Raw genomic sequence first — 20,523 nt, forward strand, 5'->3', positions numbered from 1 at the left:
GATTGCAGGCTTTTACCAGGACTATAACGATTCATACCACTTTTTAGCATCATTTACTTCTTCTTCAATCAGCTGGTGCCCGCGGTTATACCATTTAGTCTCCACGTGAGCATCTGCTCCTTTAAGCAGGTCAGTTAAATCTTTCGTTTCCTCCGGCGGACAAATCGGATCGTTTTCTCCCGCTCCGATAAATACGCTGATCTTACTTAAGTCAGGCAGTTCTTTATCTCTTAACGGAACCATCGGATGATGCAGGCTCGCAGCTTTAAGAGAATCACTGTAATGAAACAGCAGGCTACCTGCGATATTAGCACCGTTGGAATAGCCGATTGCGATTACGTTTTCACGATCAAATGAATATTTTACTGCCGCATCATTTAAAAACTCATGCAGCTCTTGTGTTCTGTGCTTCAGGTCTTCTATATCAAAAACACCTTCACTTAACCTTTTGAAGAAGCGCGGCATCCCGTTTTCACTAACGTTTCCCCGTACGCTGAGAATACTTGCTTCAGGATCAATCATGTCAGCGATCGGTAACAGGTCCTGCTCCGTACCTCCAGTGCCGTGTAATAAGAGTAATACAGGTTTTCCTGGCTTTCCTTCATGATAAATATGATGCATAATCATCTCCGCCTTTCAATTTATTGCTTATGGTCCATTCTATCTCACATGAAAAGATTATTTCAAATTTAAGACTCTTGAACTGAGTGTAATTCGGATATGCATTTCCAAGCAGGTCAAGAAGTGCTATAATGTATTGATATGTTTTCTTGGAGGGATTATTAAATGATACAAGTATCAGATGTCAGTCTTCGTTTTGGAGACCGCAAACTGTTTGAAGATGTGAATATTAAATTTAACCCGGGTAACTGCTACGGATTAATTGGTGCAAACGGCGCCGGAAAATCAACATTCCTGAAAATTCTTTCAGGTGAGCTCGAAGCGCAGACAGGTCACGTGTCTATGGGACCTGATGAGCGTCTTGCAGTGCTGAAGCAGAACCATTTCGAATATGAAGAAGAAGAAGTATTGAATGTCGTGCTTATGGGACATACACGCCTGTATGAAGTGATGCAGGAAAAAAATGCGATCTATATGAAAGAAGATTTTTCAGATGAAGATGGCATTAAAGCTGCTGAGCTTGAAGGTGAATTCGGTGAAATGAACGGTTGGGAAGCTGAGTCTGATGCTGCAATCTTACTTCAGGGACTTGGACTAGGAGAAGACTATTTCCATAAGAAAATGTCTGAACTGACAGGCTCTGAAAAAATTAAAGTGCTGCTTGCACAGGCCCTGTTTGGCAAGCCGGATGTTCTTTTACTCGATGAGCCGACTAACGGCCTTGATATTCAGGCAATACAGTGGCTTGAAGACTTTCTGATTAATTTCGAGAACACTGTCATCGTTGTCTCGCATGACCGTCATTTCCTGAATACAGTATGTACGCACATTGCAGACCTTGATTTCAGTAAAATTCAGATCTATGTGGGTAACTATGATTTCTGGTATGAGTCAAGTCAGCTTGCACAAAGACTTGTTTCTGATCAAAACCGTAAGAAAGAAGAAAAAATCAAAGAACTTCAGGCTTTCGTAGCGAGATTCAGTGCAAATGCCTCTAAATCAAAACAGGCAACATCACGTAAAAAAATGCTTGAGAAAATTACACTCGATGATATTAAACCATCATCACGTAAATATCCTTTTGTGCAATTCGAATTGGAACGTGAAATCGGTAATGATGTACTGCAGGTTAAAGACATCTCTAAAACAATTGATGGTGTTAAAGTACTCGATAACGTCAGCTTTACAATGAATAAAGATGATAAAATCGCACTTGCCGGTACTGATGAGATTGCTAAAACGACGCTGATGCGTATTCTGATGGGCGAAATTGAGCCTGACAGTGGCAGCTTCAAGTGGGGCGTGACAACGACACAGTCGTATTTCCCTCATGATAACTCTTCATACTTTGAAGGTCAGGAATCAGACCTAGTTGACTGGTTAAGACAATACAGTCCTGAAGATGAAAGTGAAACGTTCCTGAGAGGCTTCCTAGGACGTATGCTATTCTCCGGTGAAGAAGTGAAGAAAAAGCCTTCTGTCCTTTCAGGTGGAGAAAAGGTACGCTGTATGCTGTCAAGAATGATGCTGAAAAAGGCCAATGTCCTGCTTCTTGATGAGCCGACGAATCACCTAGACCTTGAATCAATTACAGCATTGAACAATGGCCTGATTAATTATAAAGGCGCGATGATCTTTACTTCTCATGACCATCAGTTCGTTCAGACAATTGCTAACCGTATTATTGACATTACAGATGGTCATATTACGGACAAGCAGCTGACTTATGATGAATTTTTAGAGTGGAATAAAGAACGCGTATCATCATGATCAGACAAAAAAACTGCCGGATAGCCGGCAGTTTTTATTTTTGAAATTTTTTAAGCAGTGCAGGCAGAGTGCCATTTTTCAATACTTTATCTGAAAGCCCTGCAATCTTATTGATGACGCTGAGGCCGTCTTCGTCACCTGCCCAATGATCTCTGATAATATCAGGTGAAAGATTATTAACAATCGTCTGCAGCACAAAAGATGCAACCACCAGATCATCTATATATCCACCAGGACCAATCAGCCCTTCAGGAATTAAATCCAGCGGCAGGATAAAATAACTGATCGCACCTGCAACCATCGCTTTATCCTTCCCTGATACTCTCTTATCTCTGACTACCTGAATCAGCAGGTAAAAGATATCCGGTGCAAATAACAGGTACTTTGCATACTTATGATTTCTGCCTGTTTTATCTTTTAAAAAGTTGTCAATCTTGTTTCTTAGCTTAAAATAAAAGTTTTCCTGTTCTTCACGGGTTTGATCCAAAGCTGACTCCTCCTTTTGCACGGCAAATGTTCTATGTAACCGGCTCTTATTTCTATCATAAGACAGCCGGTATATAAATTACCACCAATATGGTTTTGACTTCGACTCTTCTTTCTTCCCGCTGCGTTCTGATTTTTTCCTCTGGAATTCCCAGAAAGAATCAAAAGGATGCGGCTTTGTGGACTTGACAGGCTCTTTATCTTTCATTACCATTCCCCCCTGCTATTAGATTATGCCTGGTCAGACGAAACGTATGGGCACATATCTCAGCTCGATGGACTTAGATAATGGAATATGAAAAAAACCGCTCTCAGTTAAGAGAGCGGTTTTTATATCAACAATTACAGTTTTACAACGTTAGCTGCTTGTGGTCCGCGGTTACCTTCAACCACTTCGAATTCAACCTGCTGGCCTTCGTCAAGAGACTTGAAGCCTTCGCCTGTGATAGCTGAGAAGTGTACGAATACGTCGTTTTCTCCTTCAACTTCGATAAATCCGAAACCTTTTTCTGCGTTAAACCATTTTACTGTACCAGTTTTCATAATGAAAAACCTCCAAAAAATAAATTGACAATATGCAACTTTCCGTAAATAGAAAAATTCACATATTACAAAAAGTACCGTGCTTTCCGATCACTCTTTGTAATATGTGAATCTTGTCATGCAGGTATCATTGCTTATTGACTTGTTACCCTTATTATACAGCCTTTAAGTTGAATGTCAAATTAATTAGTTAAAATTTTGCTGAAAATTATTTAATGTGCAGCTGATGCTTCTCTGCAAGCTCAGGGGGAGCCATCTTCACAGCCAGCTGCAGCATAAAAGCTGTAAATGCAATATCATCTGTTATCCCGATTAAAAACAAATAATCAGGCAGTATATCTGCAGGCATGACAGCATAGGCAACAATTAATCCTGCGGTCATAAATTTTTTTAACGGGTGTACAGCTGATGAAGTAAAAAAATCTTTAATAAACGGCAGTGACTTTCTAAAATGAAAAACGAATTGAATTCTCTTGATCAATTTCATCAAACGACTCCTTCGGTTTTGAATATTTTGTTAGCATAATGGTGCTGTGTAGGTTATGATATTGTCAATTATACATACATATGGAGGGAAAAGTATTGAATGAATTAGCAAAGTCAAAATGGTTCCGTTTCGGTTTTGGCTTAATTACCATTTTGATTATTATTTATCTATTGTCACTGGTGGACTATATTTTCACACCAATAGTCATTATCGTGACAACCCTTTTTGCACCAATTGCAATTGCCGGGGTACTTTATTATTTGCTGAGGCCAATTGTAAATTTTGCTGCAAAATATCTGCCCAGAGGTATATCAATATTACTGATCTACCTTGCAGGAATCGGACTGATTACAGGTCTTATATTCTTAGTAGGACCTCCACTATCGCGCCAGTTTAATGCTTTAGTTGAAAACATTCCGACTATATTCAACGAGCTTTCTGCAATGACTTTGAATTTAGTTCAGTCTGACTGGTTTAAAAGTATTCAGCAACAGCAGGACTTCTCCATTCAGGATATCACTGAACGAGTCGCAAGTACGCTGCAGGGATCACTTGATTCAATTGGCTCTAATCTGATGTCTATTATTGGCGTCATCACAAATATTGCGATCGTGATTGTCACAATCCCGTTTGTTTTATTTTATATGTTAAAAGACGGCCAGAAACTGCCTGAGCAATTTCTCCGATTTACACCCGAAGAGTTCCGTCCTGAGGGCAGAAAAGTTCTTCAGGATATGGACGTTGCACTTAGTTCCTATATTCAGGGACAGCTGATTGTCAGCTTTTGTGTAGGTGTGCTTCTTTATATCGGGTATCTGATCATTGGTTTGGAATATTCGATTGTTCTGGCACTGGTTGCAATGCTGACAAATGTCATTCCTTTTGTCGGACCTTTTATCGGCACGATTCCAGCTCTGGTTGTTGGATTTATACAGTCGCCTTTAATTGCGCTGCTGGTTATTGTTGTTGTCATTGTGGCTCAGCAAATTGAAAGTAACCTGATCTCTCCTCAGGTAATGGGTAAAAAACTTCAGGTTCATCCACTGACAATTATTTTCCTGCTGCTTGTGGCCGGAAGTTTTGGAGGATTGCTCGGTCTGATTATGGCTGTTCCGACTTATGCAGTCGGTAAAGCGATCGTAGTAAATGCGTATCGTTTTATTACAATTCGCAAGCGGTATGATGATCAGCGTATGAAAAAGAGTAAAATGGTATAAAAAAGAGGCCTCTGATCAGGCCTCTTTTTGTTGTGTGAAAATAGAGTCAAAAAATCTCTTTTCATCATCTGTCATATGATTTTTCGTAAATGGCATCTGCTGCTGAAACAAGATAAAGCCGTGGTATACCTGCAGGTCTTCATCACAATCATCACAAAAGAAAAATTCATCCGCATTCCAAAAGGCAGATTGTGTCCCTCTTTTCACGCGTACTTTTTCATATTTCAGCAACTGTTCTTCCATCAGTTCTTTATAAAAAGTAAAGCTATCTTTTTTTGTCTCAAAAGTCCATTCTTTCACGATGTCTGATTCCCATCCGTCTAAAAACCACCATGGTTCTGCATCACTTTTCAGCTGTACAATACGCCACAAAAGCAGCACCGCCTTTCTTTAGTGTGCTGCTTATAGTGTACTGGACAACTGTATGAAATGAAAAGAATCTGCTCAGTTGCTATACATTTACAGTTTCATAATTCATCGCTTTTTCCGCGTCTTTTACTTTCAGCGGAGCGATGATTTTCAGTACGAGGTCATAATTCTCAGCCTGTTCATTCAATTTGTATAAAATTCTTTTACCCTGACGCTGCTCGGTAATTAAATCTGCAGTTTTCAGTTTTTTTATATGCTGACTGACAAGAGGCTGACTGATGCTGAATAATTGGACGAATTCAGACACTGTCCATTCTTCTTCTGACATCTTCTTTGCCATGATTAATCTTGTCCGGTCGCCAAATAATCGATATAGATCTGCTAATTCATGTGAGTACTCAATCTGTTGACTCATCTCTAGCCCCTCGCTTCCAAAAAATAAACCTAATGGCTCATAAATAGTACCTTCGAATTATATTATACCCTGATAGATTTATAAAAAGCTACTCATAATGGTATTTATTTCGTTTTAAATAGTCTTTAAGTCTATCGGGTTTATATGGCGCCGCTTTGCTTGCTTACTGGTGATGAATATTAGACAATAGATAGAGAATAATTAAATGAAACTAATTAACGTCTCAGCCGTATAAGATACTATAAGTCCTATAAGGAGAAGATGGCTATGAAACAGATCTTGAACTTTCTCACCCGTCTTGGTGTATCACTGCCAATTGCTGTGATTACATGGATTACAGCCCTGTTTATGATGGACATGTCCTTCATCACCTCTCTATTAACAGGTGTAGCCGGAGGAATACTTCCTTTTTACGCGATTAAGTGGTTCCAGAAAGGGTCATTAATTAAATCATATGGATTAACAAAAAGTGAATTTCAGTATATCCAAAGCAACTTAAAAGAAGCCCAGCAAAAGCTGTCACGGCTTCAGGCTAAACAATTTCAAATCAGATCAATTTCTGCGATGAGACAGCTGAACGATATGATCAAGTTTTCCAGAAGAATTTTTACGATTGTTAAAAAAGACCCGAAACGGTTTTATGCTTCAGAAAGATTTTTCTTCTATCATCTTGATCATGCAGTGGAACTGACTGAAAAATACACAATGCTTGTGACTCAGCCGGTAAAAAATAAAGAAGTCCTTGTCTCTCTTGAAGATACAAGACAAACACTTCATGAGCTGAACCGGTCGCTCGAAGAAGATCTGATGAAAGTACTTTCGAACGATCTTGATACATTGCGCATTGAATTGGATATGGCAAAAAATACGATAGAGCATAAATAGCGGGAGGTTACATGTATGCAGGACAATCAATATGTTAAAACGGACACGCAGTCATCAAAATTGGATGACTTACTCGCCAACCCATTTGGTGAAAATGAAATGACAACGATACAGCAGGATCAGACCACATCCACTACTAAGCGCCTGGTGGATGTTATTCCTGAAGAAGACCGCAAACAGGCTGAGCAGTTATCAAAACAGATTGATCCCGCTGATCATCAGTCTATTTTGCAATATGGAACAGCTGCACAGTCTAAGCTTTCGAACTTTTCACATGCGATGCTCGATCACGTTCAGCGGAAAGATGTAGGCCCGATCGGTGATATATTAAAAGAGCTGATGAACCGATTAGAGCAGATTGATCCTGATGAGCTGTCTGATCAGAAGAAAAACGTAATATCCAAGCTCTTCAGCAGAGTAAACCGTTCAGTGAATGAAATTTTATCAAAGTATCAAAAGGTCGGCGCACAGGTTGACAGAATCAGCGTGAAGCTGGATCACTCAAAAAAATCATTACTGGATGATATTCATATGCTCGACCAGTTATACAACGAAAATAAAGAATATTTCCAGGCGTTAAATATTTATATTGCAGCTGCTGAACTGAAACGTGAAGATCTTGAGAGTAATGTGATCCCTGCTCTTCGCGAAAAAGCGGAAAAAAGCAGTGACCAGATGGCTTATCAGGAAGTAAATGATATGATGCAGTTTTTAGATAGACTGGATAAAAGAATTCATGACTTGCAGTTAAGCAGACAGATTACCATTCAGAGTGCACCTCAGATCAGAATGATTCAGAATATTAACCAAGCTTTGGCTGAAAAAATTCAGGCGTCTATCCTGACAGCGATCCCGCTTTGGAAGAATCAGATTGCGATCGCCCTCACACTATTTAGACAGCAGCGTGCAGTTGAGGCACAAAAGCAGGTTACAAAAACAACAAATGAGCTTCTGCTGAAAAATTCTGAAATGCTGAAGACAAACAGCATTGAAACCGCAAAAGAAAATGAGCGGGGAATCGTGGATATCGAAACGTTAAAAACAACTCAGTCGAATTTGGTATCAACGCTTGAAGAAACACTACGTATTCAGGAAGAAGGCCGTCAAAAGAGAAGACAGGCTGAAGGTGAGATTCAGGCGATGGAAGCTGAATTGAAACAGCAATTACTTCAGCTGAAGAATAAACGGGGATAAAAAAAGCCGCTGTGGTCACACACACAGCGGCTTTTAGATTTTTCTCATCCAATTGAATGCTTTTCGTTTTGATGCTTTCCATTGGTTTTTATTCACTTTTTCGTTATGACGGCTGAATTCCTCCAACCGTGCCTGATGATTTATATTCATGTTTTCATCTCCTCTTTATTTGCTACTCTTAGTGTAGTCAATTAAAAAGAATCAGAAACGGTAACAGAGCATGAAATTTGCTCCGTCTGGAGGATGATATGATGTTCAGCCTTTATATACTTTTATGAAGCAGCCTTTTTAAAAGTGGGAATAAGACATCCGGAAGCTCATCAATATCCTGAACGAACAAACTGAACCGTCCGTATATATTTTGAATGACTTCCTTTTGACTTTCAGGGATCTCAGTAGTGGATAGAAACACATTCATCACTTCGATTCCCCTTTTCCTTGCTTCGAGTACAGCATCATGAGTATCAACAATTCCATTCTGCTCATAATCTGCTGCAGCCGGTTCACCATCAGAAAATACAAGTAGAAACTTCTGCTTTTCACTTCTTCTTTCAAGTCTTTCCGTCATATGTCTGATCGCATAGCCGTCTCTATTATCTTCTTCAGGTTCGAGCTGCATAATTTCTGCTGCATCCTGCTGATACAGGCTGCTGTCAAATGTGATCACGGTTTTAAAATGATTAGGCTGTCCGTTCTGCCCGGCTTGCGGAGCATTTTCCCAAAAACCGGTTATTTCGTGTGGCACCTGAACTGACTTTAAAGCTTCATGGAATAGTACCAGGCCTTTCTTCGTTTCATCCATTTTGTCGTACATAGAAGCAGAGCAATCGAGCAGTAGTTCGAATGCAGCATCAATTTTCGGAGACTCTTCATCTTTTTTATAGAAAACTCTCGGCTTTTCATCAGTAAAAAACGGCATCAGATTTTTACTGAGTCTCCCCTTCATAAGATGTGTTCTCGGACTGGTTTTTTTATGATCAAGCGTTTTTTCGATTATTTTCTGAAGCTTTTTCTGATAAAGAGACACTTCTTTTTTATATTGATCATACAGATTTTTTTCTTCCGGCTTAACTGGCTTGATATCTTCGAATACAGGAAAGGCATCTGCATTTTCTTTGCCGTACTTCGAGCTGCCGCCTTTATTCTCTTCATCTGATCTTCTATCTGTGTCTTCCTGATCAAAATCACTTCTGTTTGTTTTTTTAGAGCTCCCCTGTACGCTTGCAAGTGCCTGTTCCTGCTCGTCCCCTTCTCGGGCTGCTTCTGTATCTATAGAGGTTTTTGTGCCGGCCTCAAGCTCAAATTGAAGGAATGACTCACCTTTTTCTTCTGACTCGCGGTGCCAGGCTTTAAGCTCCTCATCTTCAACCTCTTCATCGCCTGATTTTTCTTTTTCCGTATCATCGTTAATCAGGGAATCTTTTCTCTTCAGATCTTCAAACGTCAAACCTTCCGCCCAGTTTTCAACTGTTTTCTCAGGAAGATGAAAGTATTCGTTCAGCATATCTTTTTTAAACAGCTCATCCGTTACATCACACAAAGCTTTACAGATCTTTACGGAGTCTGCCGTTGAGGATGTTTCATGTGCTTTTTCAATCTGCTGTGTGATAAACGGCTTTGCGAGATTCAGTTCTGGCTGAATCTGAGGCCAGTCATCTATCGGTGATTTGGCAAAGATCAGTAAATAGATCAGATTAAAAAAGGCATCAGTTGTTACCCCTTTTACCTGATGAACATTTAATTGAGACTCAAAATACTTTTCATAAACGTTTCTTCTCGTATTAAAAGCGCTTTTAGTCCCCGGTCTCTTTTTCTTAACAATTTCCTCAAGCCTTGCATCCTCTATCAGCATAAATAACTGTTTTGCGAATGATGGATGTTCAAGTGTATGCGTATATCGGATAAATTGTCTGATGACGTCAGGGTCTGAATGCTTAAATGCGCCTTCAGCTCTTAAAAAGATATCAGTAATCAGTCCATGCCATTCTTCGAGTTCAGGACGATGATCCCAGAAATGACTGACAAATACCGTATTTTCAGGAACGTCCAGGTAATTCATCGGACTGTATTCAACGTTCATTTCTTTCTGTCCGGTAAGAGTCTTGGCCAGATCGATCAATTGCATTAAGCGGAATGAGTTTACCTGCTCATCATTGAATTGAATAAAGCGCTGCATATCATCACCTCACTCAAAAATAGTTTCAGCGATATTTTTAACGGCAGATTTTTCTCTATCGTCTTCAAGTTTATCAATAATACCTCTTTGTATGGCGCGTTTAGGAGGCAGATAGACTGACAGGTCACAAGTGTCGAGCAGTGCCCGGATCGATGCGGCTTCTTCTGATACCTGTCCATTTTGTACCTGTGTAAAAAGATCAGCTGACAACTGTACAAACTGGTCAATCAGACGCTCATCCTGAAGAGTACTTTGAGATTGTAAAACTGTTTTCAGCGTTTCCCCTTTAATATAAGGAACATCTACAACGATGAATCTGTTTTTTAAGGCCTCATTTAAAGGTACGGTACCGATATAACCTTCATTGATAGCTGCAACTACTTTGAAGCCTTCAGCAGCAGTAATGACCTCATTTGTGAACGGGTTCGTAATGGTACGGCGGTAATCTAGTACGCCGTTTAAGATAGGCAGTGTCTCAGGCTTTGCCATATTGATTTCATCAATATAAAGAATATGCCCTTTTTTCATTGCCTGAATGACAGGCCCTTCAACAAAGGTGATTGACGATTTGCCTTCAATTTGCTCAATTGTTTTAAATCCAAGCATCGCTTCAGTGTCAAGGTCAACAGAACAGTTAATACTGTACATGGGCTGATTAAATGTATGACTGACACTTTCTGCGAGTTTTGTTTTTCCTGATCCTGTCGGTCCTTTTAACAGAATATTTTTTTGCAGTGACAGACTGACCAGTACATCATGAAAAACGGACGGGTCATCAGCAGTGTAGCCCCCCGTGCCGATTCTGCCTGCAGGATCTGACTCTCCCTTAGGACTATTTTCAATTAATTCCCTGATCTTTTCAGGCAGTGTATTTAATTTCATTTCAATCATCCTTTACATTTAACATCAATGACTTATTGTACCGTTCTTTAGGCTGAATGTTCAACTGCTGGGGTTAGACAGCGCTGAAAAGAATCGTTAAAATGAAGATTGGACTGAAAGGAGATATACATAGATGGATCGTTTGAAAAAACAGCTGGTGATGATAGCAGAGCACAGTTTATTTAACCGTGTGATTATCGGCTTAATCTTGTTGAATGCTTTACTAATCGGGCTTGAAACTTATCCAATTCTATATGATCAGTATGGTGACCTCTTTGTTGCAGCTGACCGCATTCTGTTGTGGATATTCACAGTTGAAATTGTCATCAGGCTGATTGCATCAACTTCAGTGAAAAGTTTCTTTAAAGAGCCATGGAACGTATTTGACTTTGTGATTGTCTTAAGTGGCCACTTAATTACTGGCGGACACTATGTAACTGTACTGCGGATATTAAGGGTGCTCCGGGTGCTGAGAACGATATCAGTTATTCCATCACTGAGGAAAATGGTCAATGCGCTATTAATGACGATCCCTTCAATGGGCACTATCTTACTTCTGCTCAGCATACTCTTTTACATATACGGGGTTATTGGTACGATGCTTTATAGTGAGATCGCTCCTGAATATTTCGGCAGTCTGCACAGCTCCTTACTCACCTTATTTCAGGTTGTGACACTTGAGTCCTGGGCAAGCGGAGTGATGAGACCGATCCTCGCAGAAGACCCGACATCGTGGTGGTATTTCGTTACATTTGTTCTGATTGGCACGTTCGTATTCTTCAATTTATTTGTAGGTGTAATTGTTAATAATGTTGAAGAAGCTGATAAAGAAAACAGGCCTTCACCTGAAGAGGTGAAACTTTCACAGGTTCAAAAGGAGCTTGAGGAAATTAAAGCAATGATTAAAAACCAAAAAGAGTAAGGGGGATGTCCCTTACTCTTTTTCATATATATACAATCCGCGGTCAAGCTTTCTGACCTGAGGGAAATGACGCTGTATGGTTTTCATAAAGGTTGTAATATTGGCTATGCGGAATCCTGTTGCTTCTTCTACGTATGACTGAATATCTGTACCTTTTACCGGTTCTAGTTTCTTTTTCAGAACTTCGATCGCAGCAGCGTGCATTTTTTTTGATTTTCCGGTATTAGTGGGTTTAGGTTGCTGAGCGCCGGTTTCAGGAGAAGCGTTTTCCGAGGCTTCAGACTGATCTAATTCCCGTAATCTTTGAAGAATTTTTTCCCGCTCATTCCTGAATTCCTGCAAAATCCTGATCTCTGAATCTTCCATTTGTTCAAGACGGATTTTTAAAGCTGCACGTTCATTAAACATGTTTAGCTCCTATACCTCTTCAAAGTAGTCTTTATAGAACCCGCCTACTTTACCTGAATTATCAATAATAAAAATAAATTCATCAGTTTCATTTTTTACATCATACGTCTTACCAACAGTTAATACATTGTTTACTACATATTTTGCTGCATTGTCGTGTATACACTTAACCTGTTTAATTGTTTCCCGGTTTTCCCAATCTAAGTGAAGCATGGATCAAAACCCCTTTCATTAATCTCTATCGTTAGTATATCGTTTATTTCAGTGAATGTTAATAGCCTGTATTCACATGACTGAATTGTTCTCCCGTGTCAACTTCACCAAAAATCCTTGTGACCGGATACCTTTGTCCTGAGAGCCAGTCTTTGAAATTTATATGGAGCGGGACGGCATTCTCGCCTGCACCAAAAAGTACAGACAGGTCTTCAGGGTTATAGACAACTGTATGAATAGTTCCTGACCAGCTGCCGTAATTCTTTTTGAAAATTCCGTATGATGGGTCATTGAACAGATAAAATGCATTGAGTGGGTCAGTAGTTGCTGCAGCCTGCTCATTTATTGTGCTGAGTCTTGATTTTGACTCTTTCAGTTGATAGCGGTTTTCAGAAAGTTTTTCAGGCGTTTCAAAATGATTGGTACACGCGATATCATTTTTCTGCAGTCTTTCAGACACTCCGAGAGCAGATGCTTCGACGATAGCATGTTGACCTGAAGCATCGTAAAGCGTGTAATTAAATGCGTGTCTATGCGGAATGGCTTTTAGCATTGTGACTGCTTCCCTTACAGTAGCACAGCTATCAAGTAAGAATCGTGCGATCACTGAACAGGTGAACCCTTCTCCAGGATTTTTTCTGTTCACAAAATGAAAGCCGACACACAACCCTTTTTCATTCATGCCGTCAATTCTGCCTATCATCCGGCCGGCTACACCGATTGACGCATAAGCGTTGTCAGGCTGCCAGATCATGAGTCTGCCTTCATATGTCTTTGGATGAAAATCATAGTTTCTAACGAAAAAATTCTCTTTCATCAATACTGAGCATCCTGATTTTTTCCAATCCTGCTGCCAGCCTGAATATTCATGTACAGTATTTTCAAGTCCCCATCCGAGCTCAGTACTCAGACCATTTAATTCATCCCATATTCCCGGGGCAAAAGATTTTATATGAGTTTCTGCTTTTTTCATATCCAGCTGATAGGATTTTTTGGATTTTTCTCGTCTTTTTACATGTGTATGATACAAAGGAGTCTGTTTGAAAAGCGCCCCTGCCTTTTGTCCAAGATCATAATAAGACCCTTTTCCTTTAATCACGTCTATATGAAACCGCTGCATAGCACCATGTCCTTTTTCATTCATTATGATTCAAATTTGCGCTTCTTTCCACTTTTAATACGGTTATATAACAATTAGATAACAACCTGAATTACCGGTTGAAGACAAGGTATCTTCATCGTATAATGACGTTAATGGAAAGTTAAGAATATTCCATTAACAATCACTAAGGAGGTTCTATCCATTGAAAATCTTAAGTAATGAACAGCTTTTATCTGCTTACCGCGACGCAGAGAAACATGGAGAACACGATACACAGGTGATTTTAAAAAAGGAAATTCAAAAAAGAGGTATTCACGCCGGCCGACATCGAAAATAATGTTAAAAAAGCACGCAGTGATCTACTGTGTGCTTTTATTATGCAACGAAACAGGGCCAGTCCAATAAATGGACTGGCCCTGTGTGGTTATAATTAACCTTCAAGTAATAGATCTTCAGGATTTTCAAGCAGCTCTTTGACCATTTTAAGGAATCCTACTGCTTCTTTTCCATCAATGATTCTATGATCATAAGACATAGCGATATACATCATAGGACGGTTTTCACTTCTTTCAGCATCAATTGCTACCGGACGCAGCTGAATGGTATGCATACCAAGAATACCAACCTGTGGTCCGTTTAAAATTGGAGTAGAAAGCAATGAGCCGAATACACCACCGTTAGTGATTGTGAATGATCCACCCTGCAGATCACTCAATTGCAGCTTCTTATTTTTAGCTTTTTCAGCCAGATTGACAATTTCCTGTTCAATCTCAGCAAAGTTCTTTCTGTCACAGTCTCTTACAATCGGTACAACAAGTCCGTCATCAGTAGATACAGCGACACCTACATCATAATAATGTTTCAGGATCACTTCGTCTCCATCGATCTCAGCATTAACATAAGGATATTTCTTAAGTGCTGCTACTACAGCTTTCGTAAAGAATGACATAAAGCCAAGTCTTACATCGTGTGTTTCATGGAACTTATCTTTTTTACGTTTTCTAAGATCCATCACGTGCGTCATATCAATTTCATTGAACGTAGTTAGCATGGCTGCGGTCTGTTGTACTTCTACAAGACGGTTAGCGATTGTCTGGCGGCGGCGGGACATTTTTTCTCTTGTTACCGGTTTGCCGTCATCTTTTTTCGCTGCAGGTTTTTCCTGATTTTTAGGCGCATCCTGTTTCATTTCCTGCTTCTGTGAATCAGTTCCGTGTGCTTCTACATCCTGCTTTCTGACACGGCCCATTGGATCAGCTGTCTGGATCTTAGAGAGATCAATACCTTTTTCTCTAGCAAGCTTACGTGCAGCTGGAGAAGCAATTGTACGTTCTTTCTTATCTGAGCTTTCCTGTTTTTCAACGTTTTCATCAGCATTCTTTTCTTCTTTTTCTTCAGGCTCTTCAGATTTATCTTCAGAAGACTCGTTATCTGATTCTTCTGAAGAACCACTGCCTTCACCAGCTTCAACAATTGCGATGACCTGTCCAACCTCAACAGTGTCGCCTTCTTCAGCTTTCAGCTCTTTAATGACACCTGCTTCTTCAGAAATGACTTCAACGTTTACCTTGTCAGTTTCAAGTTCTACAATGTATTCGCCTTTTTCTACTTCATCACCAGGCTGCTTAAGCCATTGTGCAATTGTACCCTCTGTAATTGATTCTGCTAATTCCGGAACTTTAATTTCTGCCACTGTGTCTTCCTCCTCTATTCTTTCCCTTTAACTACTGATTTTTCAAGAATACGCTGCTGTTCTTTTTTGTGTACTGTCGGATCGCCTTCAGCCGGACTGCTTCGGCGGCGTCTGCCAATATAAGATACTTCAGATCCTTCAGGTGAAAGTTCTTTCAGGCGCGGCTCAACAAATGTCCATGCACCCATGTTCTTAGGTTCTTCCTGAACCCAGATAATTTCTTTTAAGTTCTTATAACGGCTGAATACTTCTTTAAGTTGTTCCATTGGGAATGGGTAGAGTTCTTCAACACGAACCAGGTGCAGCCAGTCATTATTTTCTTCTTTTTCTGCTCTCTCAATCAGGTCAATTCCAACTTTACCTGATGAAAGAACGATTCTTTCTACTGCTTCTTCATTCTGTCCAAGTTCAGGGTGCTCGATAATTGGTGAAAAGGCACCTTCAGACAATTCTTCAGCACTTCTTGAAACCACCGGATGTCTGAGAAGACTTTTAGGTGTCATGATGACAAGCGGACGTACTTCTTCTTTTTTCAGAATTGCTGCCTGTCTGCGTAAGATGTGGAAGTACTGAGCAGAACTTGTCAGGTTTGCAACTGTCCAGTTGTTTTCAGCTGCAAGTGTCAGAAATCTTTCCATTCTTGCTGATGAGTGCTCAGGACCCTGTCCTTCGTAACCATGTGGCAACAGCATGACAAGACCTGACTTTTGTCCCCATTTAGCACGGCTTGAAGATACAAACTGATCAAACATGACCTGTGCCATATTTGCAAAATCTCCATATTGAGCTTCCCAGAGAACAAGCGTTTCTTTTGAAAAGACATTATATCCGTATTCAAATCCGACTACCGCTGCTTCTGTCAATGGACTGTTATACACACAGAAGGATGCATTCGCGTCAGAAATATGATGAAGCGGTGTATATTCTTCTCCGGTTTTTTCGTCGTGAAGCACTAGGTGACGGTGAGCAAATGTACCACGCTGAGAATCCTGACCTGTCAGGCGGATTGGCGTACCGTCTTGAATAATACTGCCAAAAGCGAGTGTTTCTGCATGTGCCCAGTCGACTTTCCCGTCTTTTTCAAAAGGATCATTTCTTCTCTGAAGTATTTTTTCAAGCTTTTTAAACACATTAAATTCTTCAGGGAATTTTAACAGATCTTCATTCAGTCTCTTCAGCCTGTCATATTCAACTGCAGTCGTAATGTGCTCAAGCTTTGATTGAACATCTTCAGGCGGATTCATATCAGTATCAGGATCCTTTTCGGATTTTGGTACTGTATCATACGCCTTTTGAAGCTTGGCTGTATTGTCTTCAATCATTTTTTCGGCTTCTTCAGCGGAAACTGTCTGGTTGGATACAAGCTTATCCTGGTATAGCTTGCGCACGTTATCCTGCTTTTTAATATATTGATATAAATCCGGGTTTGTCACCATTGGTTCATCCATTTCGTTATGACCAAAACGTCTGTAACCAATCAGATCAATCACAAAGTCTTTACCGAATTCAGCACGGTATTCGCTGGCCATAATCGCTGCTGCAAGGCACGCTTCAGGGTCATCAGCATTTACGTGTAAGATCGGAACTTCAAAGCCTTTTGCAGTATCTGAAGCATACTTTGTAGACCTTGAATCAAATGATTCAGTTGTAAACCCAATCATATTATTCGCTATGATATGGATAGAACCGCCTGTATGATATCCTCTCAGCTGGCTCATATTGAGTGTCTCAGCTACAACGCCCTGACCCGGGAATGCTGCATCCCCATGAATCATAATGGCAAGAGATGCCTGTTCTTTTAAGTCAGGAATCCCCGGATTCGTACGCGTTTCCTGAGCTGCTCTTGTATAACCGGCAACAATCGGGCTGACTACTTCAAGGTGACTCGGATTATTAGCAAGTGTGACACGAGTTTTTGCTTCATCTTTACTTACATTCCGGTCGGCTCCAAGGTGATACTTTACATCACCAGTCCACCCGTAAGTAATACCTGTAGAACCTTCAGAAGGAATCAGGTCTTTACTTGGTGCGTGCTGGAATTCAGCAAAGATCATTTCATACGGTTTTTCGAGAACATGTGCAAGTACGTTCAGTCGTCCGCGGTGTGCCATTCCGATATTAATAGAGGAAGCACCCTTCTCAACTGTTGACTGAATAATTTCATCTAACAGCGGAACCATCGTGTCAAGACCTTCAATCGAGAAACGCTTTTGACCGACAAATGTTTTGTGGACAAAGTTCTCGAAGCCTTCAACCTGCATCAGTCTTCTTAAGATGCTCTTTTTCTTTTCATCTTCAATTTTTGAATCAAGTGAACCTGATTCGATGTAGTTTTTCAGCCATTTCTTTTCTTTACGGTCATGGACATGTGAATATTCGAAAGCAATTGTTTTCGTATACATTTTTCTTAAATACTCAATAGCTTCATATCCATTTGTTACTTCATCAGTAGAATTTTCAATCAGAATATCAACAGGAATCTTTTCAAGGTCTTCCTTCGTCAGGTTGTGCGTTTCCAGATCAATTCTTTCACTGTCTTTTTCTTTGTCATGGAGCGGATTGATATCTGCGGCAAGGTGTCCGTATGTACGGATATTTTCCGCTAGTTGAACTGCAGCAATCACTTTGCTGTAATCAGTTCCTTCAATCGCTACTTCAGTCTGTTTGGACTTCTCTTTGTACGGAGAGCCATTTTCTTTAAAATACTGCTGTAATTCTTCATCAACAAGAGACGGGTCTTCCTGATAAAGGTCGTACATTTCCATCATATAACCAAGGTTTGGACCGGAAAAAGTTAATAATGATGGATCCTGCTGCTCCGACTGTTTTCTCATTTTGAAAACCTCCAACGTATTGGACAAATCACTTTAAAAGTCGTAGAGTGATTTGCTATGTAAATATAGTAATTATGGTGAGCTAAAACGCTTACAGAGCCATTTTATCACTGTAAAGGAGCGAGATAAAGCGTTTAGAACGATTTTTTCAAAATTTTATGCAATAAAAAATGAATACAAATTCAGCATCGGCGTGCTTTTAACAGACTTTAAACCGAAGGCAGAATGATTTTTATCACTGTGTGACCGGGTTCGCTTGAGATGTCAATTTCTGCACGGTATAGATCAAGCAGTCTCTTAGCAATTGAAAGACCAAGTCCGTTACCGCCTAATTCCCTGCTTCTCGACTTTTCGATTCTGTAAAACCTGTCGAAAATATAAGGCAGATTATCTTTAGGGATCCCTTCCCCAAAATCCTCAACTGTCACTTCATAGTGTGAAGTATTAGTTTTCCCTGACACTGTAACCTGATCATCAGAGTATTTAAGTGCATTCTCAATCAGGATAATCAATACCTGCTCTAAATGGTCCTGTTCAATCAGAGCAGTTCCATTCTCAATGTTTGAGTTAATCTTGCGCTGCTGATGGAGTGACTGCATTTTTGTGATTGTTTTCTCAATAACTGCTGCACAATCTGCCGGTGTAACCTCACTTGCTTTAACATCCCTGTCAGCTCTTGAAAGCATCAGCAGATCATTAACCAGCTTTTTCATCCTGGCAATCTCCTGCATTGAGATCTGTAGAGATTCTTCCAGGACTTCAGGATCCTTTTTACCCCATCTGTTGATTAGATTTAAATGCCCTTCCATGATCTGAAGAGGCGTTCTCATTTCATGTGAAGCATCTTCTGTAAACTGTTTCTGTTTGACAAAGTTCTTCTCAAGTTCAGTCATCATGTCATTAAAAATGTCAATCAGCCCACCGATTTCATCCTGATATTCAGGCTCCGGAAGCTGATGCTGAAATCCTTCCTTCTGTGTCTTTTTCATCGTTTCACCAAGGGTTGTGATCGGCCTGATAAAATTACCTGATAAAATAAATGCTACATACGAACTGAAGAATAATGCTGCTAATAACAGAATAACTGACAGGAAGATCATATAATTCAATTGCGCTGTATAAGCACTGAGCGGGTGAATAATCTCAATATAACCTCTGAAACTATTTGTAATCACTGGCGTCCGTCCAATCAGAACAGCATTTCCATCAAGCCTGTCCCTTTCAATTTCAGTCTCACTCACCGGCTTAAATGGAACAGAAAGCGCTGAGTCATTTCGCTGAATCTGATAAATTTCAAATCCGTCTTCATTATAAAAATGAATAATCTGACCTCTCTCATAAATCTGCTCAGCGAGGTCTCTTCCTTCTTCAATATCATTATTTGTAATGACCGGATTGCGATTTTCATAGAAATCTTTCAGATCTGTCAGCACTTCTGTAAGCGTATTTCTCTCTTCCTGTATCATCCACTGGCTCATGGCTACGATCAGAATGATACTGAAGCATGTAAAAGCCAGGAAAATTGTTGCTGAAGCAGAGAGCATCCATTTCCACCTGATAGACAGACGATTCCATTTTATTTTAAGATTTGTCATGACCGGATCACATACCCGGTTCCGCGCACAGTTTCTATATATGCTGAAGGCTGATCAGGGTCAATTTTATTTCTCAGGTGTCTGATATACACATCTACAACATTCGTTTCAGCCTCAGCGTCATACCCCCACACCTTCTCCATAATTCTGTCTCTCGTCAGAACGATATCTTTATTTTCCAACAGCATTTTGAGCAGATTAAACTCTTTATTAGTTAAAATAATTTCCTGACCGTTTTTTTCCACTTTATACGATTTTGTCATCAATGAAAGGTCTTTATGGTTGAGTGTATCCTGTGACTCATTTCCCGTTCTTCTCATCAGTGCTCTCATTCGTGCAAGCAGTTCTTCAATGGCAAAAGGCTTAACAATGTAATCGTCTGCCCCGCTGTCAAGGCCTGACACACGGTCCATTACGCCATCTTTTGCTGTAATCATAATAATAGGCAGATCTTTAACCTGTCGGATTCTTCTGCAGATCTCCATGCCACTGAGAGAAGGCAGCATTAAATCAAGTAAGATCAAATCAAAATTTTCGCTGAGCGCCATATTCAGGCCATCACGGCCGTCTTGTTCTGATACGACTTCATAGCCTTCATACTGCAGTTCGAGTTCAATAAACCTCGCAAGGTTTTTTTCATCTTCAATGACCAGTATTCTATTTTTCATCGTTTCGCCACCTTATAAGCATCAGTTATCTTTTATTCTATAA

General features: G+C 40.1%; 22 protein-coding genes. 6 read left to right on the forward strand and 16 right to left on the reverse strand.

The features are described 5' to 3' along the window. Positions 1-21: 21 nt before the first annotated feature. A complete protein-coding gene (locus KP77_RS09995) occupies positions 22-621 on the reverse strand; it encodes an alpha/beta hydrolase (RefSeq protein WP_041122592.1) in 600 nt (199 codons plus the stop codon). A gap of 165 nt (positions 622-786) precedes the next feature. On the opposite strand from KP77_RS09995, the gene KP77_RS10000 reads away from it, so the two are divergent. Further along, positions 787-2,391 carry an ABC-F family ATP-binding cassette domain-containing protein gene (locus tag KP77_RS10000; protein WP_041122593.1) on the forward strand — a complete coding sequence of 535 codons (1,605 nt, stop codon included), beginning with the start codon at positions 787-789 and terminating at the stop codon, positions 2,389-2,391. Positions 2,392-2,425: 34 nt separating this feature from the next. Here KP77_RS10000 and KP77_RS10005 read toward each other — a convergent pair whose 3' ends face one another. The 4 genes from KP77_RS10005 to KP77_RS10015 form a co-directional block, all read right to left on the reverse strand. After that, positions 2,426-2,878 (reverse strand): YkvA family protein, encoded by a 453-nt coding sequence (locus KP77_RS10005; RefSeq protein ID WP_041122594.1) that lies wholly within the window; start codon positions 2,876-2,878, stop codon positions 2,426-2,428. Positions 2,879-2,956: 78 nt separating this feature from the next. Then, positions 2,957-3,085 carry a hypothetical protein gene (locus tag KP77_RS18525; RefSeq protein WP_268747464.1) on the reverse strand — a complete coding sequence of 43 codons (129 nt, stop codon included), beginning with the start codon at positions 3,083-3,085 and terminating at the stop codon, positions 2,957-2,959. A gap of 134 nt (positions 3,086-3,219) precedes the next feature. Beyond that, complete coding sequence (locus tag KP77_RS10010; protein WP_039809180.1) at positions 3,220-3,420, reverse strand: cold-shock protein; 201 nt, start codon at positions 3,418-3,420, stop codon at positions 3,220-3,222. Positions 3,421-3,628: 208 nt separating this feature from the next. Continuing rightward, complete coding sequence (locus KP77_RS10015) at positions 3,629-3,907, reverse strand: YkvA family protein (RefSeq protein ID WP_235420707.1); 279 nt, start codon at positions 3,905-3,907, stop codon at positions 3,629-3,631. Positions 3,908-4,002: 95 nt separating this feature from the next. Between KP77_RS10015 and KP77_RS10020 the strand changes: the two genes are divergently transcribed. Next, positions 4,003-5,124 carry an AI-2E family transporter gene (locus tag KP77_RS10020; RefSeq protein WP_235420708.1) on the forward strand — a complete coding sequence of 374 codons (1,122 nt, stop codon included), beginning with the start codon at positions 4,003-4,005 and terminating at the stop codon, positions 5,122-5,124. Between the two features lie 15 nt (positions 5,125-5,139). Here KP77_RS10020 and KP77_RS10025 read toward each other — a convergent pair whose 3' ends face one another. Both KP77_RS10025 and KP77_RS10030 read right to left on the reverse strand, forming a co-directional pair. Next, positions 5,140-5,496 carry a DUF1033 family protein gene (locus KP77_RS10025; protein WP_052474070.1) on the reverse strand — a complete coding sequence of 119 codons (357 nt, stop codon included), beginning with the start codon at positions 5,494-5,496 and terminating at the stop codon, positions 5,140-5,142. A gap of 79 nt (positions 5,497-5,575) precedes the next feature. After that, complete coding sequence (locus KP77_RS10030) at positions 5,576-5,908, reverse strand: ArsR/SmtB family transcription factor (protein ID WP_041122597.1); 333 nt, start codon at positions 5,906-5,908, stop codon at positions 5,576-5,578. 267 nt (positions 5,909-6,175) lie between these two features. Between KP77_RS10030 and KP77_RS10035 the strand changes: the two genes are divergently transcribed. Both KP77_RS10035 and KP77_RS10040 read left to right on the forward strand, forming a co-directional pair. After that, positions 6,176-6,793 carry a 5-bromo-4-chloroindolyl phosphate hydrolysis family protein gene (locus KP77_RS10035; protein ID WP_041122598.1) on the forward strand — a complete coding sequence of 206 codons (618 nt, stop codon included), beginning with the start codon at positions 6,176-6,178 and terminating at the stop codon, positions 6,791-6,793. A gap of 15 nt (positions 6,794-6,808) precedes the next feature. Further along, positions 6,809-7,987, forward strand: coding sequence for a toxic anion resistance protein (locus tag KP77_RS10040; RefSeq protein WP_041122599.1), 1,179 nt, complete (start codon positions 6,809-6,811; stop codon positions 7,985-7,987). 262 nt (positions 7,988-8,249) lie between these two features. Here KP77_RS10040 and KP77_RS10045 read toward each other — a convergent pair whose 3' ends face one another. Both KP77_RS10045 and KP77_RS10050 read right to left on the reverse strand, forming a co-directional pair. Next, on the reverse strand, positions 8,250-10,163 hold the full coding sequence (locus KP77_RS10045) for a vWA domain-containing protein (RefSeq protein WP_041122600.1): 1,914 nt from the start codon (positions 10,161-10,163) through the stop codon (positions 8,250-8,252). 9 nt (positions 10,164-10,172) lie between these two features. Further along, positions 10,173-11,045 (reverse strand): ATP-binding protein, encoded by an 873-nt coding sequence (locus tag KP77_RS10050; protein WP_041122601.1) that lies wholly within the window; start codon positions 11,043-11,045, stop codon positions 10,173-10,175. Between the two features lie 133 nt (positions 11,046-11,178). On the opposite strand from KP77_RS10050, the gene KP77_RS10055 reads away from it, so the two are divergent. Continuing rightward, entirely contained in the window at positions 11,179-11,967 is a 789-nt protein-coding gene (locus KP77_RS10055) for an ion transporter (protein WP_041122602.1), read from the forward strand. Between the two features lie 12 nt (positions 11,968-11,979). Here the strand turns inward: KP77_RS10055 and KP77_RS10060 are convergent, their stop codons facing one another. Genes KP77_RS10060 through KP77_RS10070 form a run of 3 tightly spaced genes read right to left on the reverse strand, consistent with a single transcriptional unit; the run spans position 11,980 to position 13,708 of the window. Further along, positions 11,980-12,375, reverse strand: a complete 396-nt coding sequence (locus tag KP77_RS10060) for a Rok-like winged helix domain-containing protein (RefSeq protein WP_052474071.1) — start codon at positions 12,373-12,375, stop codon at positions 11,980-11,982. 9 nt (positions 12,376-12,384) lie between these two features. Next, on the reverse strand, positions 12,385-12,588 hold the full coding sequence (locus KP77_RS10065) for a DUF6501 family protein (protein WP_041122603.1): 204 nt from the start codon (positions 12,586-12,588) through the stop codon (positions 12,385-12,387). Positions 12,589-12,646: 58 nt separating this feature from the next. Next, on the reverse strand, positions 12,647-13,708 hold the full coding sequence (locus KP77_RS10070) for a C45 family autoproteolytic acyltransferase/hydolase (protein WP_041122809.1): 1,062 nt from the start codon (positions 13,706-13,708) through the stop codon (positions 12,647-12,649). Between the two features lie 184 nt (positions 13,709-13,892). On the opposite strand from KP77_RS10070, the gene KP77_RS17970 reads away from it, so the two are divergent. Next, positions 13,893-14,027, forward strand: a complete 135-nt coding sequence (locus tag KP77_RS17970) for a sporulation histidine kinase inhibitor Sda (RefSeq protein WP_152614714.1) — start codon at positions 13,893-13,895, stop codon at positions 14,025-14,027. A gap of 93 nt (positions 14,028-14,120) precedes the next feature. Here the strand turns inward: KP77_RS17970 and odhB are convergent, their stop codons facing one another. The 4 genes from odhB to KP77_RS10090 form a co-directional block, all read right to left on the reverse strand. Beyond that, a complete protein-coding gene (gene odhB, locus KP77_RS10075; RefSeq protein WP_041122604.1) occupies positions 14,121-15,383 on the reverse strand; it encodes a 2-oxoglutarate dehydrogenase complex dihydrolipoyllysine-residue succinyltransferase in 1,263 nt (420 codons plus the stop codon). 14 nt (positions 15,384-15,397) lie between these two features. Further along, entirely contained in the window at positions 15,398-18,217 is a 2,820-nt protein-coding gene (locus KP77_RS10080) for a 2-oxoglutarate dehydrogenase E1 component (protein ID WP_041122605.1), read from the reverse strand. Positions 18,218-18,426: 209 nt separating this feature from the next. After that, positions 18,427-19,812: a HAMP domain-containing sensor histidine kinase gene (locus KP77_RS10085; protein WP_084218664.1), complete on the reverse strand. Its 1,386-nt coding sequence runs from the start codon at positions 19,810-19,812 to the stop codon at positions 18,427-18,429. After that, the gene (locus KP77_RS10090; protein ID WP_041122606.1) at positions 19,809-20,480 is read right to left on the reverse strand and encodes a response regulator transcription factor; all 672 of its coding nucleotides are present in this window, start codon (positions 20,478-20,480) and stop codon (positions 19,809-19,811) included. Before KP77_RS10090 ends, KP77_RS10085 begins: the two co-directional genes overlap by 4 nt. Positions 20,481-20,523: the final 43 nt, after the last annotated feature.

The sequence above is a fragment of the Jeotgalibacillus alimentarius genome (assembly GCF_000829445.1).
Taxonomy (GTDB): domain Bacteria; phylum Bacillota; class Bacilli; order Bacillales; family Jeotgalibacillaceae; genus Jeotgalibacillus; species Jeotgalibacillus alimentarius.

Bases quoted from the DNA above. Each gene is read 5' to 3' on its own strand.
- KP77_RS09995 (WP_041122592.1), bottom strand. From the start codon at position 621: ATGCATCATATTTATCATGAAGGAAAGCCAGGAAAACCTGTATTACTC.
- KP77_RS10000 (WP_041122593.1), top strand. From the start codon at position 787: ATGATACAAGTATCAGATGTCAGTCTTCGTTTTGGAGACCGCAAACTG.
- KP77_RS18525 (WP_268747464.1), bottom strand. From the start codon at position 3,085: ATGAAAGATAAAGAGCCTGTCAAGTCCACAAAGCCGCATCCTTTTGAT.
- KP77_RS10010 (WP_039809180.1), bottom strand. From the start codon at position 3,420: ATGAAAACTGGTACAGTAAAATGGTTTAACGCAGAAAAAGGTTTCGGA.
- KP77_RS10015 (WP_235420707.1), bottom strand. From the start codon at position 3,907: ATGAAATTGATCAAGAGAATTCAATTCGTTTTTCATTTTAGAAAGTCA.
- KP77_RS10030 (WP_041122597.1), bottom strand. From the start codon at position 5,908: ATGAGTCAACAGATTGAGTACTCACATGAATTAGCAGATCTATATCGA.
- KP77_RS10035 (WP_041122598.1), top strand. From the start codon at position 6,176: ATGAAACAGATCTTGAACTTTCTCACCCGTCTTGGTGTATCACTGCCA.
- KP77_RS10040 (WP_041122599.1), top strand. From the start codon at position 6,809: ATGCAGGACAATCAATATGTTAAAACGGACACGCAGTCATCAAAATTG.
- KP77_RS10045 (WP_041122600.1), bottom strand. From the start codon at position 10,163: ATGCAGCGCTTTATTCAATTCAATGATGAGCAGGTAAACTCATTCCGC.
- KP77_RS10050 (WP_041122601.1), bottom strand. From the start codon at position 11,045: ATGAAATTAAATACACTGCCTGAAAAGATCAGGGAATTAATTGAAAAT.
- KP77_RS10055 (WP_041122602.1), top strand. From the start codon at position 11,179: ATGGATCGTTTGAAAAAACAGCTGGTGATGATAGCAGAGCACAGTTTA.
- KP77_RS10060 (WP_052474071.1), bottom strand. From the start codon at position 12,375: ATGTTTAATGAACGTGCAGCTTTAAAAATCCGTCTTGAACAAATGGAA.
- KP77_RS10065 (WP_041122603.1), bottom strand. From the start codon at position 12,588: ATGCTTCACTTAGATTGGGAAAACCGGGAAACAATTAAACAGGTTAAG.
- KP77_RS10070 (WP_041122809.1), bottom strand. From the start codon at position 13,708: ATGCAGCGGTTTCATATAGACGTGATTAAAGGAAAAGGGTCTTATTAT.
- KP77_RS10080 (WP_041122605.1), bottom strand. From the start codon at position 18,217: ATGAGAAAACAGTCGGAGCAGCAGGATCCATCATTATTAACTTTTTCC.
- KP77_RS10085 (WP_084218664.1), bottom strand. From the start codon at position 19,812: ATGACAAATCTTAAAATAAAATGGAATCGTCTGTCTATCAGGTGGAAA.
- KP77_RS10090 (WP_041122606.1), bottom strand. From the start codon at position 20,480: ATGAAAAATAGAATACTGGTCATTGAAGATGAAAAAAACCTTGCGAGG.